At 72.0% G+C, this 17,929-nt stretch carries 16 protein-coding genes; 10 read left to right on the top strand and 6 right to left on the bottom strand.

Translation table 11 applies throughout. From position 1 onward, the window contains the following. Positions 1-120: 120 nt before the first annotated feature. The 4 genes from CLT68_RS10995 to CLT68_RS11010 all read right to left on the bottom strand — a co-directional run bounded on the left by CLT68_RS10995 (position 121) and on the right by CLT68_RS11010 (position 3,103). Positions 121-630 carry a GNAT family N-acetyltransferase gene (locus CLT68_RS10995; protein WP_099850607.1) on the bottom strand — a complete coding sequence of 170 codons (510 nt, stop codon included), beginning with the start codon at positions 628-630 and terminating at the stop codon, positions 121-123. Further along, entirely contained in the window at positions 627-1,556 is a 930-nt protein-coding gene (locus CLT68_RS11000; protein ID WP_099850609.1) for a ribonuclease Z, read from the bottom strand. The genes CLT68_RS10995 and CLT68_RS11000 overlap by 4 nt, the downstream gene beginning before the upstream one ends. Before the next feature lie 386 nt (positions 1,557-1,942). Further along, on the bottom strand, positions 1,943-2,605 hold the full coding sequence (gene msrA / locus CLT68_RS11005) for a peptide-methionine (S)-S-oxide reductase MsrA (protein WP_099850611.1): 663 nt from the start codon (positions 2,603-2,605) through the stop codon (positions 1,943-1,945). Positions 2,606-2,680: 75 nt separating this feature from the next. Further along, positions 2,681-3,103, bottom strand: coding sequence for an HIT family protein (locus CLT68_RS11010; RefSeq protein WP_099850613.1), 423 nt, complete (start codon positions 3,101-3,103; stop codon positions 2,681-2,683). A gap of 118 nt (positions 3,104-3,221) precedes the next feature. On the opposite strand from CLT68_RS11010, the gene CLT68_RS11015 reads away from it, so the two are divergent. The 5 genes from CLT68_RS11015 (at position 3,222) to ilvA (ending at position 9,098) form a co-directional block, all read left to right on the top strand. Continuing rightward, on the top strand, positions 3,222-4,271 hold the full coding sequence (locus CLT68_RS11015) for a lactonase family protein (protein ID WP_143743162.1): 1,050 nt from the start codon (positions 3,222-3,224) through the stop codon (positions 4,269-4,271). A gap of 101 nt (positions 4,272-4,372) precedes the next feature. Next, the gene (locus tag CLT68_RS11020; RefSeq protein ID WP_099850618.1) at positions 4,373-5,515 is read left to right on the top strand and encodes a cystathionine gamma-synthase; all 1,143 of its coding nucleotides are present in this window, start codon (positions 4,373-4,375) and stop codon (positions 5,513-5,515) included. A gap of 12 nt (positions 5,516-5,527) precedes the next feature. Next, a complete protein-coding gene (locus CLT68_RS11025; protein WP_088946263.1) occupies positions 5,528-6,937 on the top strand; it encodes an amidase in 1,410 nt (469 codons plus the stop codon). A gap of 44 nt (positions 6,938-6,981) precedes the next feature. Continuing rightward, on the top strand, positions 6,982-7,881 hold the full coding sequence (locus CLT68_RS11030; RefSeq protein WP_099850620.1) for a DUF4328 domain-containing protein: 900 nt from the start codon (positions 6,982-6,984) through the stop codon (positions 7,879-7,881). Next, entirely contained in the window at positions 7,878-9,098 is a 1,221-nt protein-coding gene (gene ilvA / locus CLT68_RS11035; RefSeq protein WP_099850622.1) for a threonine ammonia-lyase, read from the top strand. Before CLT68_RS11030 ends, ilvA begins: the two co-directional genes overlap by 4 nt. 60 nt (positions 9,099-9,158) lie before the next feature. On the opposite strand, the gene greA is transcribed toward ilvA, so the two are convergent. Further along, positions 9,159-9,656 carry a transcription elongation factor GreA gene (gene greA, locus CLT68_RS11040; protein ID WP_099850624.1) on the bottom strand — a complete coding sequence of 166 codons (498 nt, stop codon included), beginning with the start codon at positions 9,654-9,656 and terminating at the stop codon, positions 9,159-9,161. A 156-nt stretch (positions 9,657-9,812) separates the two neighbouring features. Continuing rightward, a complete protein-coding gene (locus CLT68_RS11045) occupies positions 9,813-10,253 on the bottom strand; it encodes a DUF4307 domain-containing protein (RefSeq protein WP_088946267.1) in 441 nt (146 codons plus the stop codon). A gap of 203 nt (positions 10,254-10,456) precedes the next feature. On the opposite strand from CLT68_RS11045, the gene mca reads away from it, so the two are divergent. The 5 genes from mca to CLT68_RS11070 all read left to right on the top strand — a co-directional run bounded on the left by mca (position 10,457) and on the right by CLT68_RS11070 (position 17,904). Next, on the top strand, positions 10,457-11,338 hold the full coding sequence (gene mca / locus CLT68_RS11050; protein WP_099850626.1) for a mycothiol conjugate amidase Mca: 882 nt from the start codon (positions 10,457-10,459) through the stop codon (positions 11,336-11,338). A 48-nt stretch (positions 11,339-11,386) separates the two neighbouring features. Beyond that, positions 11,387-11,680, top strand: a complete 294-nt coding sequence (locus CLT68_RS11055) for a hypothetical protein (protein WP_099850628.1) — start codon at positions 11,387-11,389, stop codon at positions 11,678-11,680. A 179-nt stretch (positions 11,681-11,859) separates the two neighbouring features. Beyond that, positions 11,860-14,391 carry a bifunctional diguanylate cyclase/phosphodiesterase gene (locus CLT68_RS11060; RefSeq protein WP_099850630.1) on the top strand — a complete coding sequence of 844 codons (2,532 nt, stop codon included), beginning with the start codon at positions 11,860-11,862 and terminating at the stop codon, positions 14,389-14,391. A 179-nt stretch (positions 14,392-14,570) separates the two neighbouring features. Continuing rightward, entirely contained in the window at positions 14,571-16,607 is a 2,037-nt protein-coding gene (locus CLT68_RS11065) for a thioredoxin domain-containing protein (RefSeq protein WP_099857020.1), read from the top strand. 121 nt (positions 16,608-16,728) lie between these two features. Further along, a complete protein-coding gene (locus CLT68_RS11070; protein WP_099850632.1) occupies positions 16,729-17,904 on the top strand; it encodes a 5-(carboxyamino)imidazole ribonucleotide synthase in 1,176 nt (391 codons plus the stop codon). Positions 17,905-17,929 lie beyond the last annotated feature (25 nt).

Raw genomic sequence — 17,929 nt, forward strand, 5'->3', positions numbered from 1 at the left:
GGGCGGGGCACCGGGCCACCCTGTCGCGCCCTTTGCTCTGCATACGCATACGCACCACCCACGGTCACGCCACCGCTGGTGCTTATTGGTAAGCAGAGCAAAGGCGCCGGCGAGGACTGCTCAGAGAGGACGGGCGTAGCGCAGTTGGAGTGTGGGGGCAAGGCCGATCTGCTCCTCACGCTCCGCTCCGGTCGGGGTCCAGCCGCCGCGCTGGTAGAAGGCGCGGGCGTGGGCGTTGTCCCGGAGCACCCAGAGCACCGCCCGCTGCCATCCTCGCGCCCGCATGGCGTCCAGCGCGTCCACCATCAGCGCGCGGCCGACGCCCCGGCCCTGCTCGACCGGGTCGAGATGGATCGCGTTGAGCAGCCCGGTGGCCGGGTCGTCCTCGTCGTCCGGGCCCAGGTAGCTGAACCCGGCCAGCGTCCCGGCCCGTTCGGCCACGAACATCCGGTGGGTGTCCCGCTCCCATTGCCACCGCTCGACCCAGTAGCGCCCCATCGCCTCCGGCGTCGGGTCGGCCAGCGCCTCGGCCGGCAGGAACGAGGAGTACGTGGCGACCCGGGAGCGTTGGTGCAGGGCGCCCACCGCCATCAGGTCGTCACCGGTTGCTGGGCGGAGCGTGACGGTCATCCGGCCGAGGCTACCCGGCGGGGTGGGAGCTGCACCACGGTCAGGTCCTCGGCGATGATCAGGTCACCGTCGAAGTGCGCGCGTGCCTCGTCGTGGAACCTGCGCGGGTCGGAGTAGCGCTGGGAGAAGTGGGTGAGCACGAGCCGGCGTACCCCCGACTCGGTCGCCACCCGGGCGGCCTGCGCCGCGGTCAGGTGGCCGACCTCGGCGGCGAGCGCGGCCTCCGACTCCAGGAACGTCGACTCGATGACCAGCAGGTCGGCGTGCTCGGCGAGGGCGTACACCCCGTCGCAGAGGCCGGTGTCCATCACGAACGCGAACCGCTGCCCCGGCCGGGGCTCGCTCACCTCGTCGCGGGTGACGCGACGTCCGTCGAGGTCCAGGTGCCCGACGCGGATCAGCTCGCCGACAGCCGGCCCGGCGATGCCGTACGCGGTCAGCTTCTCCGGCAGCATCCGGTGGCCGTCCGGCTCGACCAGCCGGTAGCCGTACGTCTCGATGGGGTGCCGCAGTCGGCGTGCCTCCAACGTGCCGCAGCTCAGCGCGATCCGTTGCCCGTCCGTCTCGATCGGGGTGACCTGGAGTTCGGCGGTCTCGTAGAAGGAGGTCGCGTGCCGGAGCCGGGCGAAGTATTCGGCACCGCTGGCCGGGAAGTGCACGGCGACCGGGTGTGGCACCCGGTCCAGGGAGAGCCGCTGGATGGTGCCGGGCAGGCCGAGGCAGTGGTCGCCGTGGAAGTGGGTGATGCAGATCCGGGTGAGGTCGGTGGCGGTGACAGTGGTGTGCAGGAGCTGACGCTGGCTGCCCTCGCCCGGGTCGAAGAGGATCACCTCGTCGTCCCAGCGCAACACGTACCCGTTGTGGTTGCGCTGACGGGTCGGCGCCTGGCTGGCCGTCCCGAGCACCACCAGCTCGCGCATGGACATCGCCGGTCCTCCGGATATATCGCCGATCCTCCGGATATGGAGCGACCCCCGGGGCGCTCCGCGCTGCTGCGCGGGCCGGCTGGACTTGGCCGGCACCCCGGGGGTCGGGTGGCTGTCGTGGATTCGCCGCACCGCTGCCACACGGTCTCGACGATGGTGCTGTTGCCCACCTTGCGGCGGGCCGATCACTGTCGAGGACAGCGGCTAGCTGACAGCCACCTCACGAGTCCGATTGCTATACAAGTCTGGACCACCTCCCTTCACGTGTACGGCCACGTTATCCAGTTCCCGGCGGGCTCGGCAACGGATTTCGATCACACGGTCAGATGGGAATGCCCGGCCGCCTCATCGGCGGCCGGGCATCACGCTGGTGCAGGTGGCGGTGGTCAGCCGGCGGTACGGGCCACGCCGACCGGGCAGCTCAGCCCGTTCGGGCCGTGGTTGCAGTAGCCGTTCGGGTTCTTGGTCGGCGCCAGATACTGCTGGTGGTAGTCCTCGGCGAAGTAGTAGCTGCCGAGCGGAGCGATCTCGGTGGTGATGTCACCCTTGCCGGCGCGCGTCACGATCGGCTGGAACGCGTCCCGGGACGACTCCGCGATGGCTCGCTGCTCGTCGGTGGTCGTGTAGATCGCCGACCGGTACTGGGTGCCCACGTCGTTGCCCTGGCGCATGCCCTGGGTCGGGTCGTGGTTCTCCCAGAAGACCTTCAGCAGGTCCTCATAAGTGATCTTGCTGGGGTCGTACACCACCTGGACGACCTCGGCGTGCCCGGTCCGGCCGGAACACGTCTCCTCGTACGTCGGGTTCTTGGTGACGCCACCCGCATAGCCGGCGGAGGTGGTGTAGACACCGGGCAGCGTCCAGAACAGCCGCTCGGCGCCCCAGAAACAGCCCATGCCGAAGACCGCGACCTGCAGGCCCTCCGGGAACGGGCCCTTCAGCGGGGTGCCCAGCACCTCGTGGCGGTCGGCGACCGGCATGGCGATCGGACGGCCGGGCAGGGCCTGGTCGGGCGAAACCATCTCGGCGTTCATACGGCGCAAAAACACGTGGGGATCTCCTCTCGTACCTCTCCCAGCGTGTAACACCGGTGGGTCCACCTTCCTTACCCGCGCCGGTGTGAGTCAGGCCCCGCCTGGGAGTGCGGCGGCGACCCGGTCCGCGTGCGTCCGGGCGTCGGCGTCGTCCTCGTAGCGGGTACGCGGCCAGAAGAGGCCCCGCAGCCCGTCGCCCTTGGTCCGTGGAACCACGTGGGTGTGCAGGTGCGGGACGGACTGGGACACCTTGTTGTTCATTGCCACGAACGTCCCACTGGCCCCCAGACCGGTCTCCACTGCCACCGCCAGGCGCTGGACCAGCGCGAAGTAGCCGGGCAGCAGGTCGGACGGCAACTCGGCCAGGGTCACCAGGTGAACCCGGGGCACCACCAGCACATGCCCCTTGAACACCGGCCGAGTGTCCAGGAACGCCACCCCGTCCGGGGTGTCGGCGACCTTGAAGGCCGGCACCTCACCCGCCACGATCCCGCAGAACACGCACCCGCTCATCCGCCCAGGCTAGGCGGCGGGCTGGCGACGCGCGGGCCCCCACGCCCGCACCGACTGTGGTACTCATCTATCGCAATCGATCAGTGCAGGTGTGACCTGTGCTCCGAAAGGACGAACCTTGCAGATCAGAAGAGGCGCCACCGTGGCCCTGGCGGCACTGACCGCCGGGCTGCTCACCGGCGCGTTCCCGGGCCCCGCCGTGGCGGCTGCCACGCCGACCGCCACCCCGCTGCCGCTGACCCAGGTGGCCGACGTGGTGTCGGCCGGTGACCGGGTCTTCGTCAGCGGTGGCCGCTCCTCCACCGACGTCGTGGTTACCAGCTCGACCGGCGCTCTCGTCGGCACCCTGGCCGACCTGCCCGGCCCCACCGACCTGCTGCTCAGCGCCGACCGGCAGACCCTCTACGTGGCGCTGCCCAGCGCCAACGCCATCGCCGCCTTCGACACCGGCTCGCTGACCGAATCGGCCCGCTACGACACCGGCGTGGGCGAGTGCCCGTCGTCGCTGGCGTTGACCGGCCGGTACCTGTGGTTCGGCTATGGCTGCGACCAGTGGGGTGGCAACATCGGCCGGATCGACCTGGGTCGCCAGCCGGCCCGGGTGACCACCGGGCTGTCCACCGGTTCGAGCTACTACGGCGCCCCGCTGCTGGCCTCCGCCGGCCAGAACCGTTCGGTGCTGCTGGCCGGGCAGACGGGGTTGAGCCCCGCATCGGTCTACGCGTACGAGGTCGGGACCGGGGGCACCCTGGGCGCGCCCAGGGCCAACGAATTCATGGCGGTCGGCAGCAACCTGCGCGACATCGCCCTCGACCCCACCGGCACCACCGTCTTCACCGCCTCCGGTGCCCCGTACGAGGTGCAGGCGTTCCCGTTCGCCGACATCAGCACCCCCTCGGCGACCTACCAGACCGGCGCGTACCCGAATGCCGTCGAGGTGTCCCGCGACGGCAGCCGGATCGCCGCCGGAGCGGACGCCACCTACGCGCCGGACGTGTTCCTCTTCCGGTCGGACGGCACCGCGTTGGCCCAGTTCGAGCTGGGCGACGAACTCAGCCCGGGCGCGTTGGCCTGGGCGCCCAACGGAGCCCGGGTCTATGCGGTCTCCTACGACTGGACCGGGGCCAACCCGGCCACCCTGCACGTCCTGCCCGTCCCGGCCACCTGACCGGGCCTCGGAAGCACGGGGGCCGGGCCGGTTGGTCCGGCCCCCGCCTGGGAGCGCGGGTTCCGTTCCAGTCTTCGGGACGGGGGATTAGCCTCACGAGCATGAACCACGGCTTCGAGACGCTCGCCATCCATGCCGGCCAGGACCCTGAGGCCCGTACCGGCGCGGTGATCCCACCGATCTACCAGACCAGCACGTACGCGCAGGACGCCGTCGGCGCGCCCCGGCTCGGCTACGAGTACAGCCGCTCGGGCAACCCGACCCGCGACGCGCTCCAGGAGTGCCTGGCAGCGCTGGAGGGCGGGCCGGTCGGCCTCGCCTTCGCCAGTGGCCTGGCGGCGGAGGACACCCTGCTGCGGGCCGTGTGCCAGCCGGGCGACCACGTCGTGATCCCGGACGACGCGTACGGCGGCACGTACCGGCTCTTCGCCCGGGTCGCCCAGCGCTGGGGCCTGGAGTTCACCCCGGCCAAGGTCTCCGACCCGGACGCGATCCGGGCGGCGGTGCAACCCGGCCGCACGAAGATCGTCTGGCTGGAGACGCCGACCAACCCGCTGCTCGGCATCGCCGACATCGCCGCCCTGGCCGGTGTCGCGCACGACGCGGGCGCGCTGCTGGTGGTCGACAACACCTTCGCCTCGCCGTACCTCCAGCAGCCGATCGCGCACGGCGCGGACGTGGTGGTGCACTCCACCACGAAGTACATCGGCGGGCACTCCGACGTCGTCGGTGGCGCGCTCGTCGTCGCCGACGCCGCACTCGGCGAGGAGCTGCGCTACCACCAGAACGCGATGGGCGCGATCAACGGCCCGTTCGACGCCTGGCTCACGCTGCGCGGCATCAAGACCCTCGGGGTACGGATGGACCGGCACTGCGACAACGCCGAGCGGCTCGCCGCGTACCTCGACGGGCACGCCAAGGTGGCCCAGGTGATCTACCCGGGGCTGCCCTCGCACCCCGGTCACGAGGTGGCCGCGAAGCAGATGCGCCGGTTCGGCGGCATGATCTCGTTCCGCGCCGCCGGTGGTGAGGACCACGCCGTCGAGATCTGCAACCGCACCAAGCTCTTCGTGCTCGCCGAGTCGCTGGGCGGCGTGGAGTCCCTGATCGAGCACCCGGGTCGGATGACACACGCAAGTGCTGCCGGCTCGCCGCTTGAAGTTCCCGGCGATCTCGTGCGACTGTCTGTCGGCATCGAGACGGTCGACGACCTGCTCGCCGATCTGGAGCAGGCGCTGGGCTGACCGCTGGGGAGGATGGCCGTGCAGGACATCAAGGCGACCTGGGTCGGGACGACCGCCAAGCAGATCGCCCGGGGCGTACGCCGGGGTGACGTCTCGGCCACCCAGGTCGTCGCCGACCACCTCGAGTACATCTCCCGAGCCGACCGCGAACTGGCCGCGTTCCGCGCCGTTCGCGGCGGCGAGGCGATCACCGAGGCGGAGAAGGTCGACGAGCAGGAGGACCTGGCCAACCTGCCGCTGGCCGGGGTGCCGGTGGCGGTCAAGGAGAACACTCCGGTCGCCGGCCTGCCCACCTGGAACGGGTCGGCGGCCGCCCGCAGCGACGTCGCCGAGGCCGACCACGAGGTGGTGCGTCGGCTGCGCGGTGCCGGCGCGGTCATCCTCGGCGTGACCCGCATGCCGGAGCTGGGGCTGTGGGCACTCACCGACGACGACAGCGCGGTGACCCGTAACCCGTGGGACAGCACGCGTACTCCCGGGGGGTCCTCCGGTGGCGCGGCCGCCGCGGTGGCGGCCGGGCTGGTGCCGATCGCGCACGGCAACGACGGCCTCGGTTCGATCCGGATCCCCGCGGCCTGTTGCGGCCTGGTCGGGCTCAAGCCCGGTCGCGGCGTGGTTCCCTGCCAGCTCGGCGCGGACGACTGGTTCGGTCTCACCGAGCACGGCATGCTGACCAGCACGGTCGCCGACGCGGCGGTCGGCTTCTCGGTGCTCGCCGGTCGGCGTCCCGAGAAGCTGGTCCCGCCGCAGCGGCTGCGGGTGGGCGTCTCGCTGCGCTCGCCGGTGCGCGGTGTCGCACCCGACGCGCCGAACCGGGACGCGGTCGCCGCCGCCGGCCGGCTTCTCGCCGCTGCCGGGCACGACACGGTCCCCGCCGACCCGGTCTACCCCACCGCGCTCGGCCTTCAGGGCATCGCCACCTGGTTCGCCGCCGCCGCCACCGACGTCCGGGCCTCCGGGCTGGACCGGCGTGGCCTGCAACGGCGTACCCGGCGGCACGTCGCGCTGGGTGAGTGGGCGCAGCGCCGCGGCTACGTGCGGGAGGCCGACCGTGCCGCGTGGCGGCAACGGTCGGTCGACTTCTTCACCGACCACTCGGTCGACCTGCTGCTCACCCCGGCGCTGGCCACCGCGCCGCCCGAGGCGGCCCGCTGGTCGGAGAGGTCCTGGCGGGCGAACATGACAGCCAACATCCGGTACGCCCCGTACGCCGCTCCGTGGAACATCGCCGGCCTGCCGGCGGTCGTGGTGCCGGTGGGCCGGCGCCCGGACGGCCTGCCGGTCGCCGTGCAACTGGTCGGTCCGCCCGGCTCGGAGCTGCTGCTGCTCGGTGTGGCCGGCCAGTTCGAGATGGCCGCCCCGTGGGCGCGCCACGCCCCCGGCTATCCCCGCGTCGGAACGGGGTCGCCGGCCACCGCATGATCGTCTACGGTGTGCGCGCATCAACGCGCGGACCGGGGGCTCTCATGCACTGCCAGACCTGTGGGGGCGCCACGTCCCCCGAGCACAACGAATGCCAGCGGTGCTACACACCGCTGGGCCAGCCCGCCGTCACTCCCGGGCTGCCGACCTACCGGATGCGCGGGCTCGGTCTGGCCGCCCGCATCGCGGTCGGCGCGACCACCGTGCTGTACCTGGCGGTGGCGCTCTCCCCGCTGGTGGGGATGGCCCTGGCTCGGCAGGCCCGGGTCGACAACGAGCATGAGCTGCTGCTCGCCGCGTTGATCGTGCAGGTGGTGCTGTCGCTGCCCATGGTGGCCGCGTACCTCACCGCCGCCGTGCTCGTGATCATCTGGACCTGGCGGGTGCGGAAGAACATCGAGGCGTTCCCAGGTGCGCTGCCGACGCTCGGTGCAGGGTGGGCGATCGCCGGTTGGCTGGTGCCCTTCGCGAACCTCGTGATGCCGGTCCGGGTGATCGCCAACGTGGCGCGGGACAGCCTCTGGCGGCGCTTCACCCCGACCCTGGTGACCGTCTGGTGGAGTGCCTGGCTGGTCTTCAGCATTGGCGAGCGGGTGGTCAGCCGCCTCGACAGCCGGGCGTACGACAAGCTGCCGGCGACACCATCCACCAACGGCGACTACCAGGCGTACGGCGACTACTACCGCGACTCACTCCTGCGCAACGCCGTGCCCGCGGTGGCCTGCGTGATCGCCGCGGTGGCGCTGTACCTGCTGATCCAGCGGATCTCCGCAGCCCAGGAGGCCCGCGTCGCCCGCGCGGTGCCAGCGTGGCCGAACGCCCCGGTCTGGCCGAACGCCCCGGTCTGGCCGGCGGGGTCGGTCCCGGCTGGTTTCGCCCCGGGGCCGGGCCCGGTCGGTGCGCCGCAAAGGACTCCGGAGGCGGGTGGCACGATCGGGGCATGACGGAACTGGTCAGTCTCGACGACGTGCGGGCCGCACGGGAGTTGCTCGCCGGCGTCATCCGGACCACTCCGCTGGAGCCCTCCCGTCCGCTCAGCGCGGCACTGGGCGGGCCGACCTGGCTCAAGTGCGAGAACGTGCAGCGTGCCGGCTCGTACAAGGTGCGGGGCGCGTACGTGCGCATCTCCCGGCTGTCGGCCGAGGAGCGGGAGCGGGGCGTGGTCGCGGCCAGCGCTGGCAACCACGCGCAGGGCGTGGCCCTCGCCGCCGGCCTGGTCGGCACGCACGCCACCGTCTTCATGCCGGTCAACGCGCCGCTGCCGAAGGTGGCCGCCACCAAGGGGTACGGCGCGCAGGTCGAGCTGGCCGGCAACACCGTCGACGAGTCGCTGGTCGCCGCGCACACGTACGCCGAGCGCACCGGCGCGGTGCTGATCCACCCGTTCGACCACGCCGACGTGATCGCCGGTCAGGGGACGGTGGCGCTGGAGATCCTCGAACAGTGCCCGGAAGTGAAGACGATCATCACCGGGGTGGGTGGTGGCGGGCTGATCTCGGGCATGGCGGTGGCCGCGAAGGCGTTGCGACCGGACGTCCGGATCATCGGCGTCCAGGCCGCTGGTGCGGCGGCGTTCCCGCCCTCGCTGGTGGCCGGGGAGCCGGTCCGGCTGCCCATCTTCTCCACCATCGCCGACGGCATCGCGGTCGGTCGGCCCGGGGAGATCACCTTCAACCACGTGCGCAAACTCGTCGACGAGATCGTCACGGTCTCCGAGGAGGACATCTCCCGGGCCCTGTTGATGCTGCTGGAGCGCGGTAAGCAGGTCGTCGAGCCGGCCGGGGCGGTCGGCGTCGCCGCGCTGCTGGCGGGCGTGGTCGAGGTGGAGACGCCGGTGGTCGCGGTGCTGTCCGGCGGCAACATCGACCCGTTGCTGATGCTGCGGGTGATCGAGCACGGGTTGGCCGCCGCGGGTCGCTACCTGCGGGTGACAGTGCGCTGCTCGGACCGGCCGGGACAACTCGCGTCGCTGCTCAGCCAGATCGCCGAGCACCGGGCCAACGTCGTGGACGTGGAGCACCAGCGGGCCAACCCACACCTTGGCCTCGGCGAGGTGGAGGTGGCGCTGTCGGTCGAGACCCGGGGCGTGGAGCACTCGGACACGCTGATCAGCGCCCTGCGGGCCAGCGGCTACCAGGTGGTTTTCGCCGCCGAGGCGTGACACCGGTGGGTGCCACGCCTCGGAAGCGGTGCTGGGAGCGGCTCGTAGGGCCGCCGACGATCAGCCGGAGAACGGCTCGAAGCTGACCACAGTCACCTTGATGTCGGCGCCGCTCGGCGCCGTGTAGGTGCAGGTCTGCCCGGGCCGACCGCCCAGGATGGCCTTGCCGAGCGCCGACTCGGGGCTGTAGACGGTCAGGTCGGTGGTGGCCGCGATCTCCCGCGAACCGAGCAGGAAGGTCTCGGTGTCGTCGGCGTCGTCATCGAAATAGATCGTCACGACCATGCCGGGCGAGACCGCGTCCGCCGTCGGCGCCTCGCCGACCTTCGCAGTGCGCAGCAGCTCCTGGAGGTAGCGGATGCGACCTTCGGCCTTGCCCTGCTCCTCGCGGGCGGCGTGGTAGCCGCCGTTCTCCCGCAGGTCGCCCTCCTCGCGCCGAGCGTTGATCTCGGCTGCGATGGCCGGGCGGTTGGCGATGTGCTCGTCGAGCTCGGCCTGGAGGCGGTCGTGCGCGTCCTGCGACAGCCAGGTGGCGGGCGCCTCGTTGCCAGTGGACACAGGCGTTCTCCTCAGTTGTGCGTGGCTGGCTGACAGGTGAACTACCAAGTTACCAGTGCAGTACGACACAGGGTGTCGGCCATCACCGCCGGTGCCCGGATCCGACACCGCGCGTAGGTGCTTCCCGGCCCTCGTGGCCGGGGCTGTTATGGCAGGTCAGGACACCGGTCGGCAGCGCATGACCTCGCCGATGAACGGCCGTGCGGTGGTGGCCAGGCGGTGCCGGGTCGTCACGTGCCGGCTGCCGGGCTCGGCGGTCACCGTGACCTGTTCGCGAGCCACCTCGGCGCCCGCGCGGTCCCGGGCACGCAGCAGGCAGACCGCCGATCCGCCCGACGGCACGGTCACCCGAAAGTCGACCAGCACCTGATTGTCCGTGATGTCGGTGTAGGTGATCACCTGGGCGTCATAGACCGGGTCACCGTACTGGCGGTAGAGCCGGACGGAGATCACGGTCAGCGTGGCCACGAGTGCCAGCAGCACCACCGCCGCCAGCAACGTGCGTCGCCGCCGTCCGCCCGGTGCGCGGCGGCGGCCGTAGCGCCCGGCCGGGAAAACCGGAGCACCTCGTGAAATTGTGGCGTGCGTCTCGGTCACCGGCGGGTATCTCCTGGCGTTGTTGTCGGCGGCATCAGCAAGAATGACAGAGTCCCATCCTCCCACCCGGTCCAGCGGCAGGAATGGCAGGTCATGCCCGCGCTGCTGACCGACGACTGGGGTGCGGTGAGGAAAGATCCCGGCAGGTCAGCCGGTCGAGCCCGGTCGGGTCCACCGTCCGGCACAGACGAGGAGCGCCGAAGTTGGCAGAGCAACTGCGTCTCATGGCCGTGCACGCGCACCCGGACGACGAGTCGAGCAAGGGCGCAGCGACGATGGCGAAGTACGTCGCGGAGGGGGTGGACGTCCTGGTCGTGACGTGCACGGGCGGCGAGCGCGGGAGTGTGCTCAACCCCAAGCTCGACCGGCCGGACGTGTGGGCCAACATCGCCGAGATCCGGCGTGCCGAGATGGACGCCGCACGGGCGATCCTCGGCGTCGACCAGGCATGGCTCGGCTTCGTCGACTCCGGCCTGCCCGAGGGTGACCCGCTGCCGCCGCTGCCCGAGGGTTGTTTCGCCCTGCAGGACGTCGAGGTGGCCGCCGGGCCGCTGGTGCGGCTGATGCGCGAGTTCCGTCCGCACGTCGTCACCACGTACGACGAAGAGGGCGGCTACCCGCACCCGGACCACATCATGTGCCACAAGGTGAGCATGGCCGCGTTCGAGGCCGCCGGTGACCCGGAGCGCTACCCGGAGCTGGGCGCGCCCTGGCAGCCGTTGAAGCTCTACTACGACATCGGCTTCTCCAAGGGCAAGATCATGGCCCTGCACGAGGGCATGCTGGCCGCCGGTCGGGAGTCGCCCTACGAGGAGTGGCTCAAGCGGTGGGAGGACCGGCCCGACAAGGGTCCCCGGATCACCACGCGGGTGGAGTGCGCTGACTACTTCACGGTTCGCGACGACGCGCTGCGCGCCCACGCCACCCAGGTCGACCCGGACGGCTTCTGGTTCCAGGTTCCGATGGAGCTGCAGCAGCGCGCCTGGCCGACCGAGGACTACGAGCTGGCCCGCTCGATGGTCGACAGCCCAATGCCCGAGTCGGATCTCTTCGCCGGCGTACGGGAGACGGCCCACGCACGCTGATTTCCGTCGGGTCTACCCTGGTTACCAACCGCACATCGGAGGAACGCCATGCTGACCGCTGCCCAGGTGCTCGCGGAGAACAACTTCGGGGACACCCGCACGGGTGGTCTGGCCGGGCCGATGGGCCTGTTCCTCATCCTGCTGCTGGCCACCGCGACCGTCCTGCTGATCCGCAACATGAACGCTCGGCTGCGCCGCCTGCCCGACCGGTTTCCGCAGCAGGCGGGGCCGACCGACCCGACCAGGGCCGATGCGGCAGTCGTCGATCCGACAGACGGGACCGGGGGGCGTGATTCATCCACGCCCGCTCCCAATGGGCACCAGCAGCAGCGGAACGGGTAGTCCGCGCATGAATCACGCCGAACCGGTTGGTCGCCCCCTGTTGCGGCCACCCGGTTTGGCTTAGCCTTCCGCCGGGGGGACCAAAAGTCCCCGAGCCGTGTGCGGGAGGGGGCGCCGATGACCAGCACAGCAGCGGCCGCCCACCGTAACCTCGGTCGGCCGGCTGACGGGGGAGGTCGATGACCTCCGGTCCAGCCGGTGACTCGTTCGACCGGCTCGGGGTGCGGGGCACACCGGTCCGGTTGCTCGTGCTCACCACCGCCGTCGCGCTGACCGCCGTGGCCGCCGCCGCAGTCGGGCTGACCCTGCCGGTCAGGCTGCCGGTCGACGACCCCCTCGGCGGTCCGGCCCGCTTCGGCATCGCCGTCGCCGTCCTCGCTCTCGCCCAGCTCGCCCGACTGCGGTTCCGTTCGTCCGCGGGCATGGTCAGCATCACCTGGGGCGAGGCCGCGCTGATCGTCTGCCTCTACCTGGCTCCCGCCGGCTGGCTCCCGTCCGCCACGCTGCTCGGCACCGGGCTGGCCTGGACGATGCTCTCGTTGCACAACGACCGCCGCCCGGTCCTGGAACTCGTCCGGATCGCCGCGTCGCTGGCCGCCGCGTCGGCACTGGCCGTCTCCGTGACCACCGCACTCGGGCGACCGCTGCTCGCCCCGCCCACCCCGAAGCTCGCGCTGGCCCTGATCGCCGGGTCGGTGACCTATCTCCTGGTGACCGCCTGGCTGGGCGGGGTGACGCTCGGCCTGCGGCACGGCCTGCCGATCGGGCCGCCGCTGCTTGCCGCGCTGCGCGGCAAGCTGTTGATGTTCGTCGGCAACGTGGCGGTCGGCCTCGTCGTGGTCGCCCTCCTGGAACTCGACCCGCGCTGGTTGCTGTTGCTGCCGCCGCTGCTCTGGCTGCTGCAACAGACCTACGGTTACCGGCTGCGCTCCGATCAGGAGCGCCGCACCTGGAGAGCGTTCGCCGAGGCCACCGCAGCCCTCAACCAGCTCGACGAGCGCGGCGTGGCCACCGCGGCGGTCACCGGAGGGCTGACGCTGTTCAACGCCGAGCTGGTGGACGTCGACGTGGCGCGGGCCGACGGCCGGTGGCACCGGTACCGGGGCGACGCCGGCGGTCAACTGGTCGACCGCGAGACGGACCCACCGGCCCAGTCGGAGCCCGACGAGCACGAGCTGAGCCGGGCACTGTCGGTCGGCGCCGCACCGGTCGGTCGGCTGCGGGTGCGGTTCCCCCGCTCGGCCCCGCCCACCGCGCGGGAACGCGACGCGGTGGCCGCGTTCGGCGACGCGCTCGCCGCCGCGCTGCACGACGCCGCGACCCACCGCGAGCTGCGGCTGGTGACCGCCCGTTCGTCGTACGAGGCGGTGCACGACCCGCTCACCGGGCTGGCCAACCGGGCGGCGATGCTCGGCAAGGGCGACCAGTCGCTGCGGCAGCTCGCGCACGATCATCCGGTGGCGCTGCTCCTGCTGGACATCAACCAGTTCAAGGAAGTCAACGACACCCTCGGTCACGCCGCGGGCGACCAGTTGCTGCGGCTGACCGCGAACCGGCTCGACGCGCTGGTCCGCCCCGGTGACCTGCTCGGTCGCCTCGGTGGCGACGAGTTCGCCATGCTGCTCACGGCGGTGCCGGTGCTCGGTGACCGGGCCGCGCCGATGGCCCATGCACTGCGCCAGGCCCGCGAGATCGCCGAACGGCTGGCCGCGCCGACCGAGGTGGCCGGCGTACGGATGTCGATCGAGGTTTCCGTCGGGGTGGTGGTGGCCGACGCCGGCACTGCCGACCTGACCGAGCTGCTGCGCCGGGCCGACATCGCGATGTACCAGGCCAAGGAGGGCGGCGGCAACGTCGCCGTGTACGACGGCACCCGGGACGCGGCCAGCACCGACCAGCTCGCCCTGCTGGCCGAGCTTCGCGAGGCGCTCCTGGTCGACGACCAGCTGGTGTTGGCGTTGCAACCGGCGGTCGACCTGGCCACGGGTGCGCCCACCGGCGTGGAGGCGCTGATCCGCTGGCAGCATCCCCGGCGCGGATGGCTGAGCCCGGCCGACTTCATCCGGCCGGTGGAAAACAGCGAGCAGCTCGGCACCTTCACCCGGTACGTGCTGGACAAGGCGCTCAGCGTGGCCGCCAGTTGGGCGCGTGAAGGGCTGGACGTCCCGATCTCGGTCAACCTGTCGGCCCGCAGCCTGCTCGACCCCCGGCTGCCGGCGGAGATCGCCGACGCGCTGCGCCGCCACCAGGTGCCGCCGCACCGGCTCGTTCTGGAGATCACCGAGACGGTCGTGATGAGTGAGCTCGAGGTCATCGACGAGGTGCTGGCCACGCTCCGGTCGATGGGCGTGCAGCTCGCGGTCGACGACTTCGGCACCGGCTTCTCGTCGCTGACCTTCCTCACCCGGATCGCCGTGGACGAGTTGAAGGTGGACCGCTCGTTCGTGATCCGGATGACGGACTCGCCGGAGGCGGCGGCGATCGTACGGACGACAGTGGGGCTCGCCCACGAGTTGGGCCTGCGGGTGGTCGCCGAAGGGGTCGAGACCGCCGAGCAGCGGATGGCCCTGGCCGAGCTGGGATGCACCTCCGCGCAGGGCTACCACTTCTTCAAGCCGATGCCGGCCGACAAGATCGGCGCGGTGCTCGGTACGCTGCGCGACTCGGCGGAGTCGAACGTGTTCCGGCTGCGCGCCGACGGCGCCTCCTGACCGTCCCGCACTCGTCGGTCCCGACGCCGACACCGCGGTGGTCCGGCTGAAGAAGGGCTGACGGGTGCCGGCCCGGGCCGCTGGCCCGGGCCGCCGCAACCCGGTCCTGAGGCTCCGGCCGCCGGGCCATCCGGGCGGAGCCCGCGCGGTCCGCGCCGGGGCTGGTTATGGTCGTGGGCGTGAACCGACTCGTCGACGCCACCAGCCCGTACCTGCTCCAGCACGCGGACAACCCGGTCGACTGGTGGCCCTGGTCGGACGAGGCGTTCGCCGAGGCGAAACGGCGGGACGTCCCGGTGCTCATCTCGGTCGGCTACGCGGCCTGCCACTGGTGTCACGTCATGGCGCACGAGTCGTTCGAGAACGCGCAGGTCGGCGCCCTGATGAACGACAACTTCGTGTCGATCAAGGTGGATCGTGAGGAGCGCCCCGACGTGGACGCGGTCTACATGACCGCGACGCAGGCGATGACGGGCCAGGGTGGCTGGCCGATGACTGTCTTCGCCACCCCGGACGGCACCCCGTTCTTCTGCGGCACCTACTTCCCGCGGCCCAACTTCGTCCAGTTGCTCCAGTCGGTCACCACCGCCTGGCGGGAGCAGCGCGAGGAGGTCGTGCGCCAGGGCGCCGCGGTGGTCGAGGCGATCGGCGGTGCGCAGGCCGTGGGCGGCCCCACCGCCCCGCTGGACGCGCCGCTGCTCGACGCCGCGGCCAGCAGGCTGGCCAGCGAGTACGACGCCACGAACGGCGGCTTCGGGGGCGCCCCGAAGTTCCCTCCGCACATGAACCTGCTCTTCCTGCTGCGCCACCACCAGCGCACCGGCGACCCGCGCAGCCTGGAGATCACCCGGCACACGGCCGAGGCGATGGCCCGTGGCGGCATCTACGACCAGCTCGCCAGCGGCTTCGCCCGATACTCGGTCGACGCGCACTGGACGGTTCCGCACTTCGAGAAGATGCTCTACGACAACGCGTTGCTGCTGCGGCTCTACACCCAGCTGTGGCGGCTCACCGGTGACCCGCTGGCCCGGCGGGTGGCGCGGGACACCGCCCGCTTCCTCGCCGACGAGCTGCACCGGCCGGGCGAGGGCTTCGCGTCCGCGCTGGACGCCGACACCGAGGGCGTCGAGGGGCTCACCTACGCCTGGACACCCGCGCAGCTCGTCGAGGCGCTGGGTGAGGAGGACGGCCGCTGGGCCACAGACCTCTTCGCCGTCACCGACGAGGGGACCTTCGAAGAGGGCATGAGCGTGCTGCGGCTGGCCCGCGACGTCGACGACGCCGCACCCGAGGTGCGGGCCCGCTGGCAAGAGGTCGTCGGGCGGCTGCTCAGTGCCCGGGACACCCGGCCGCAGCCGGCCAGCGACGACAAGGTGGTGGCCGCCTGGAACGGCCTGGCGATCACCGCCATCGTCGAGTTCCTCCAGGTGGCCGCGTTGTACGCGTCTCCGCAGGACGAGGACGCCAACCTGATGGACGGCGTGACGATCGTCGCCGACGGCGCGATGCGCGACGCCGCCGAGCACCTGGCCACCGTGCACCTGGTGGACGGCCGGCTGCGCCGGGTCTCCCGGGACGGCAGGGTCGGCGAGCCGGCCGGCGTCCTGGAGGACTACGGCTGCGTTGCCGAGGCCTTCTGCTCGCTGCACCAGCTCACCGGCGAGGGCCGTTGGCTCACGCTGGCCGGCGAGCTGCTGGACACCGCGTTGGCGCACTTCGCCGCGCCCGGTGGTGCCTTCTACGACACCGCCGACGACGCGGAACGGCTGGTGGCCCGGCCCGCTGACCCGACCGACAACGCCACCCCGTCCGGCCGGTCGGCGTTGATCGCCGGGCTGGTCGCGTACTCGGCGCTGACCGGGGAGACGCGCTACCGGGAGGCCGCCGAGGCGGCGCTCACCACTGTCGCGCCGATCGTCGGTAAGCACCCCCGATTCACCGGCTACGCCGCCATGGTCGGTGAGGCGTTGCTCTCCGGGCCGTACGAGATCGCCGTGGTGACCGACGACCCGGCTGGCGATCCCCTGGTGGCCGCGGCTCGACGGCACGCCCCGCCCGGGGCCGTGGTCGTCGCCGGGCAACCGGACCAGCCCGGTGTGCCCCTGCTCGCCGACCGTCCGCTGGTCGACGGGCAGTCCGCCGCGTACGTCTGCCGGGGGTTCGTCTGCCAGCGGCCGGTGACCTCGGTCGAGGAGCTGGTCGCCGAGCTCAGCTGAGCGCACCGCCACGCCCTGTAGTGCCCGCGCTCCCGGCACCGCCCGTCTCCGACCGGGCCGGCGGCGCGGGTGCCGGCCCTCCGGGTGGGCGTGCCGATGGCCCGGATAGGCTGGCCGCGCTATGGATTCCCGTACCGGTCTGCCTGTTGTCGGCATGGTGGGTGGCGGCCAGTTGGCCCGGATGACCCACCAGGCCGCGATCGCCCTCGGCCAGTCACTGCGTGTGCTCGCGACCGCCCCCGACGACGGCGCGGCGCTGGTCGCCGCCGACGTCCAGTACGGCGACCACACCGACCTGGCCGCCCTGCGCACCTTCGCCAAGGGCTGCGACGTCGTCACCTTCGACCACGAGCACGTGCCCTCGGAGCACATCCGCACGCTGGCGGCGGAAGGGGTGACCCTCTACCCGCCGGCGGACGCGCTGCTGCACGCCCAGGACAAGCAGGTCATGCGGGAACGCCTGACCGAGCTGGGCGCCCCCAACCCCCTGTGGCGGCCGGTCGGCGAGCCCGCCGACCTGGTCGACTTCGGTGAGCAGGTCGGCTGGCCGGTGGTGCTCAAGGCGGCGCGCGGTGGCTACGACGGCCGAGGCGTGTGGATGGTCGACGACGCGACCCAGGCCGGCGAGCTGGCAGCAACGCTGCTCGCCGGCGGCACCCGGCTGATCGTCGAGGAGCGGGTGCTGCTGCGTCGGGAGCTGGCCGTGCAGGTCGCCCGGTCGCCGTTCGGTCAGGTGGCCGCGTACCCGGTGGTCGAGACGGTGCAGCGGGACGGCATCAACGTGGAGGTGCTGGCCCCGGCGCCCGGCCTGGACGAGGAGCTGGCGGTCTCCGCCCAGCAGCTCGCCATCGACCTGGCCACCGCGCTCGGCGTGATCGGCCTGCTGGCCGTGGAGCTGTTCGAGGTGCGCGACGAGGCCGGTCGGCCCGCGATCGTGGTCAACGAGCTGGCCATGCGGCCGCACAACTCCGGGCACTGGACCATCGAGGGCTCCCGCACCTCGCAGTTCGAGCAGCACCTGCGGGCGGTGCTGGACTACCCGATGGGCGACACCTCGCTGACCGCGCCGGTGGTGGTGATGGCGAACGTGCTCGGCGGAGAGCCGGGCGGAATGTCGATCGACGAGCGGCTGCACCACCTCTTCGCCGCCGAGCCGGGCGCCAAGGTGCACCTGTACGGCAAGCAGGTGCGAGCCGGCCGGAAGGTCGGGCACGTCACGGTGCTCGGCGACGACCTGGATGACGTACGGGCACGCGCGGCGCGGGCCGCGCGCTGGCTGCGTGAGGGGCACGAGTGAGCACCTCGGTCGAGAAGGAGACCCC

This window comes from Micromonospora sp. CNZ299 (genome assembly GCF_002754415.1).

What these genes read in the sequence shown, in the direction of transcription:
- ilvA (WP_099850622.1), top strand. Translation starts at nt 7,878, where the DNA reads ATGACGGAACTGGTCAGTCTCGACGACGTGCGGGCCGCACGGGAGTTG.
- CLT68_RS11055 (WP_099850628.1), top strand. Translation starts at nt 11,387, where the DNA reads ATGCTGACCGCTGCCCAGGTGCTCGCGGAGAACAACTTCGGGGACACC.
- CLT68_RS11060 (WP_099850630.1), top strand. Translation starts at nt 11,860, where the DNA reads ATGACCTCCGGTCCAGCCGGTGACTCGTTCGACCGGCTCGGGGTGCGG.
- CLT68_RS11030 (WP_099850620.1), top strand. Translation starts at nt 6,982, where the DNA reads ATGCACTGCCAGACCTGTGGGGGCGCCACGTCCCCCGAGCACAACGAA.
- CLT68_RS11000 (WP_099850609.1), bottom strand. Translation starts at nt 1,556, where the DNA reads ATGTCCATGCGCGAGCTGGTGGTGCTCGGGACGGCCAGCCAGGCGCCG.
- CLT68_RS11025 (WP_088946263.1), top strand. Translation starts at nt 5,528, where the DNA reads ATGGCCGTGCAGGACATCAAGGCGACCTGGGTCGGGACGACCGCCAAG.
- CLT68_RS11070 (WP_099850632.1), top strand. Translation starts at nt 16,729, where the DNA reads ATGGATTCCCGTACCGGTCTGCCTGTTGTCGGCATGGTGGGTGGCGGC.
- CLT68_RS11020 (WP_099850618.1), top strand. Translation starts at nt 4,373, where the DNA reads ATGAACCACGGCTTCGAGACGCTCGCCATCCATGCCGGCCAGGACCCT.
- CLT68_RS10995 (WP_099850607.1), bottom strand. Translation starts at nt 630, where the DNA reads ATGACCGTCACGCTCCGCCCAGCAACCGGTGACGACCTGATGGCGGTG.
- CLT68_RS11010 (WP_099850613.1), bottom strand. Translation starts at nt 3,103, where the DNA reads ATGAGCGGGTGCGTGTTCTGCGGGATCGTGGCGGGTGAGGTGCCGGCC.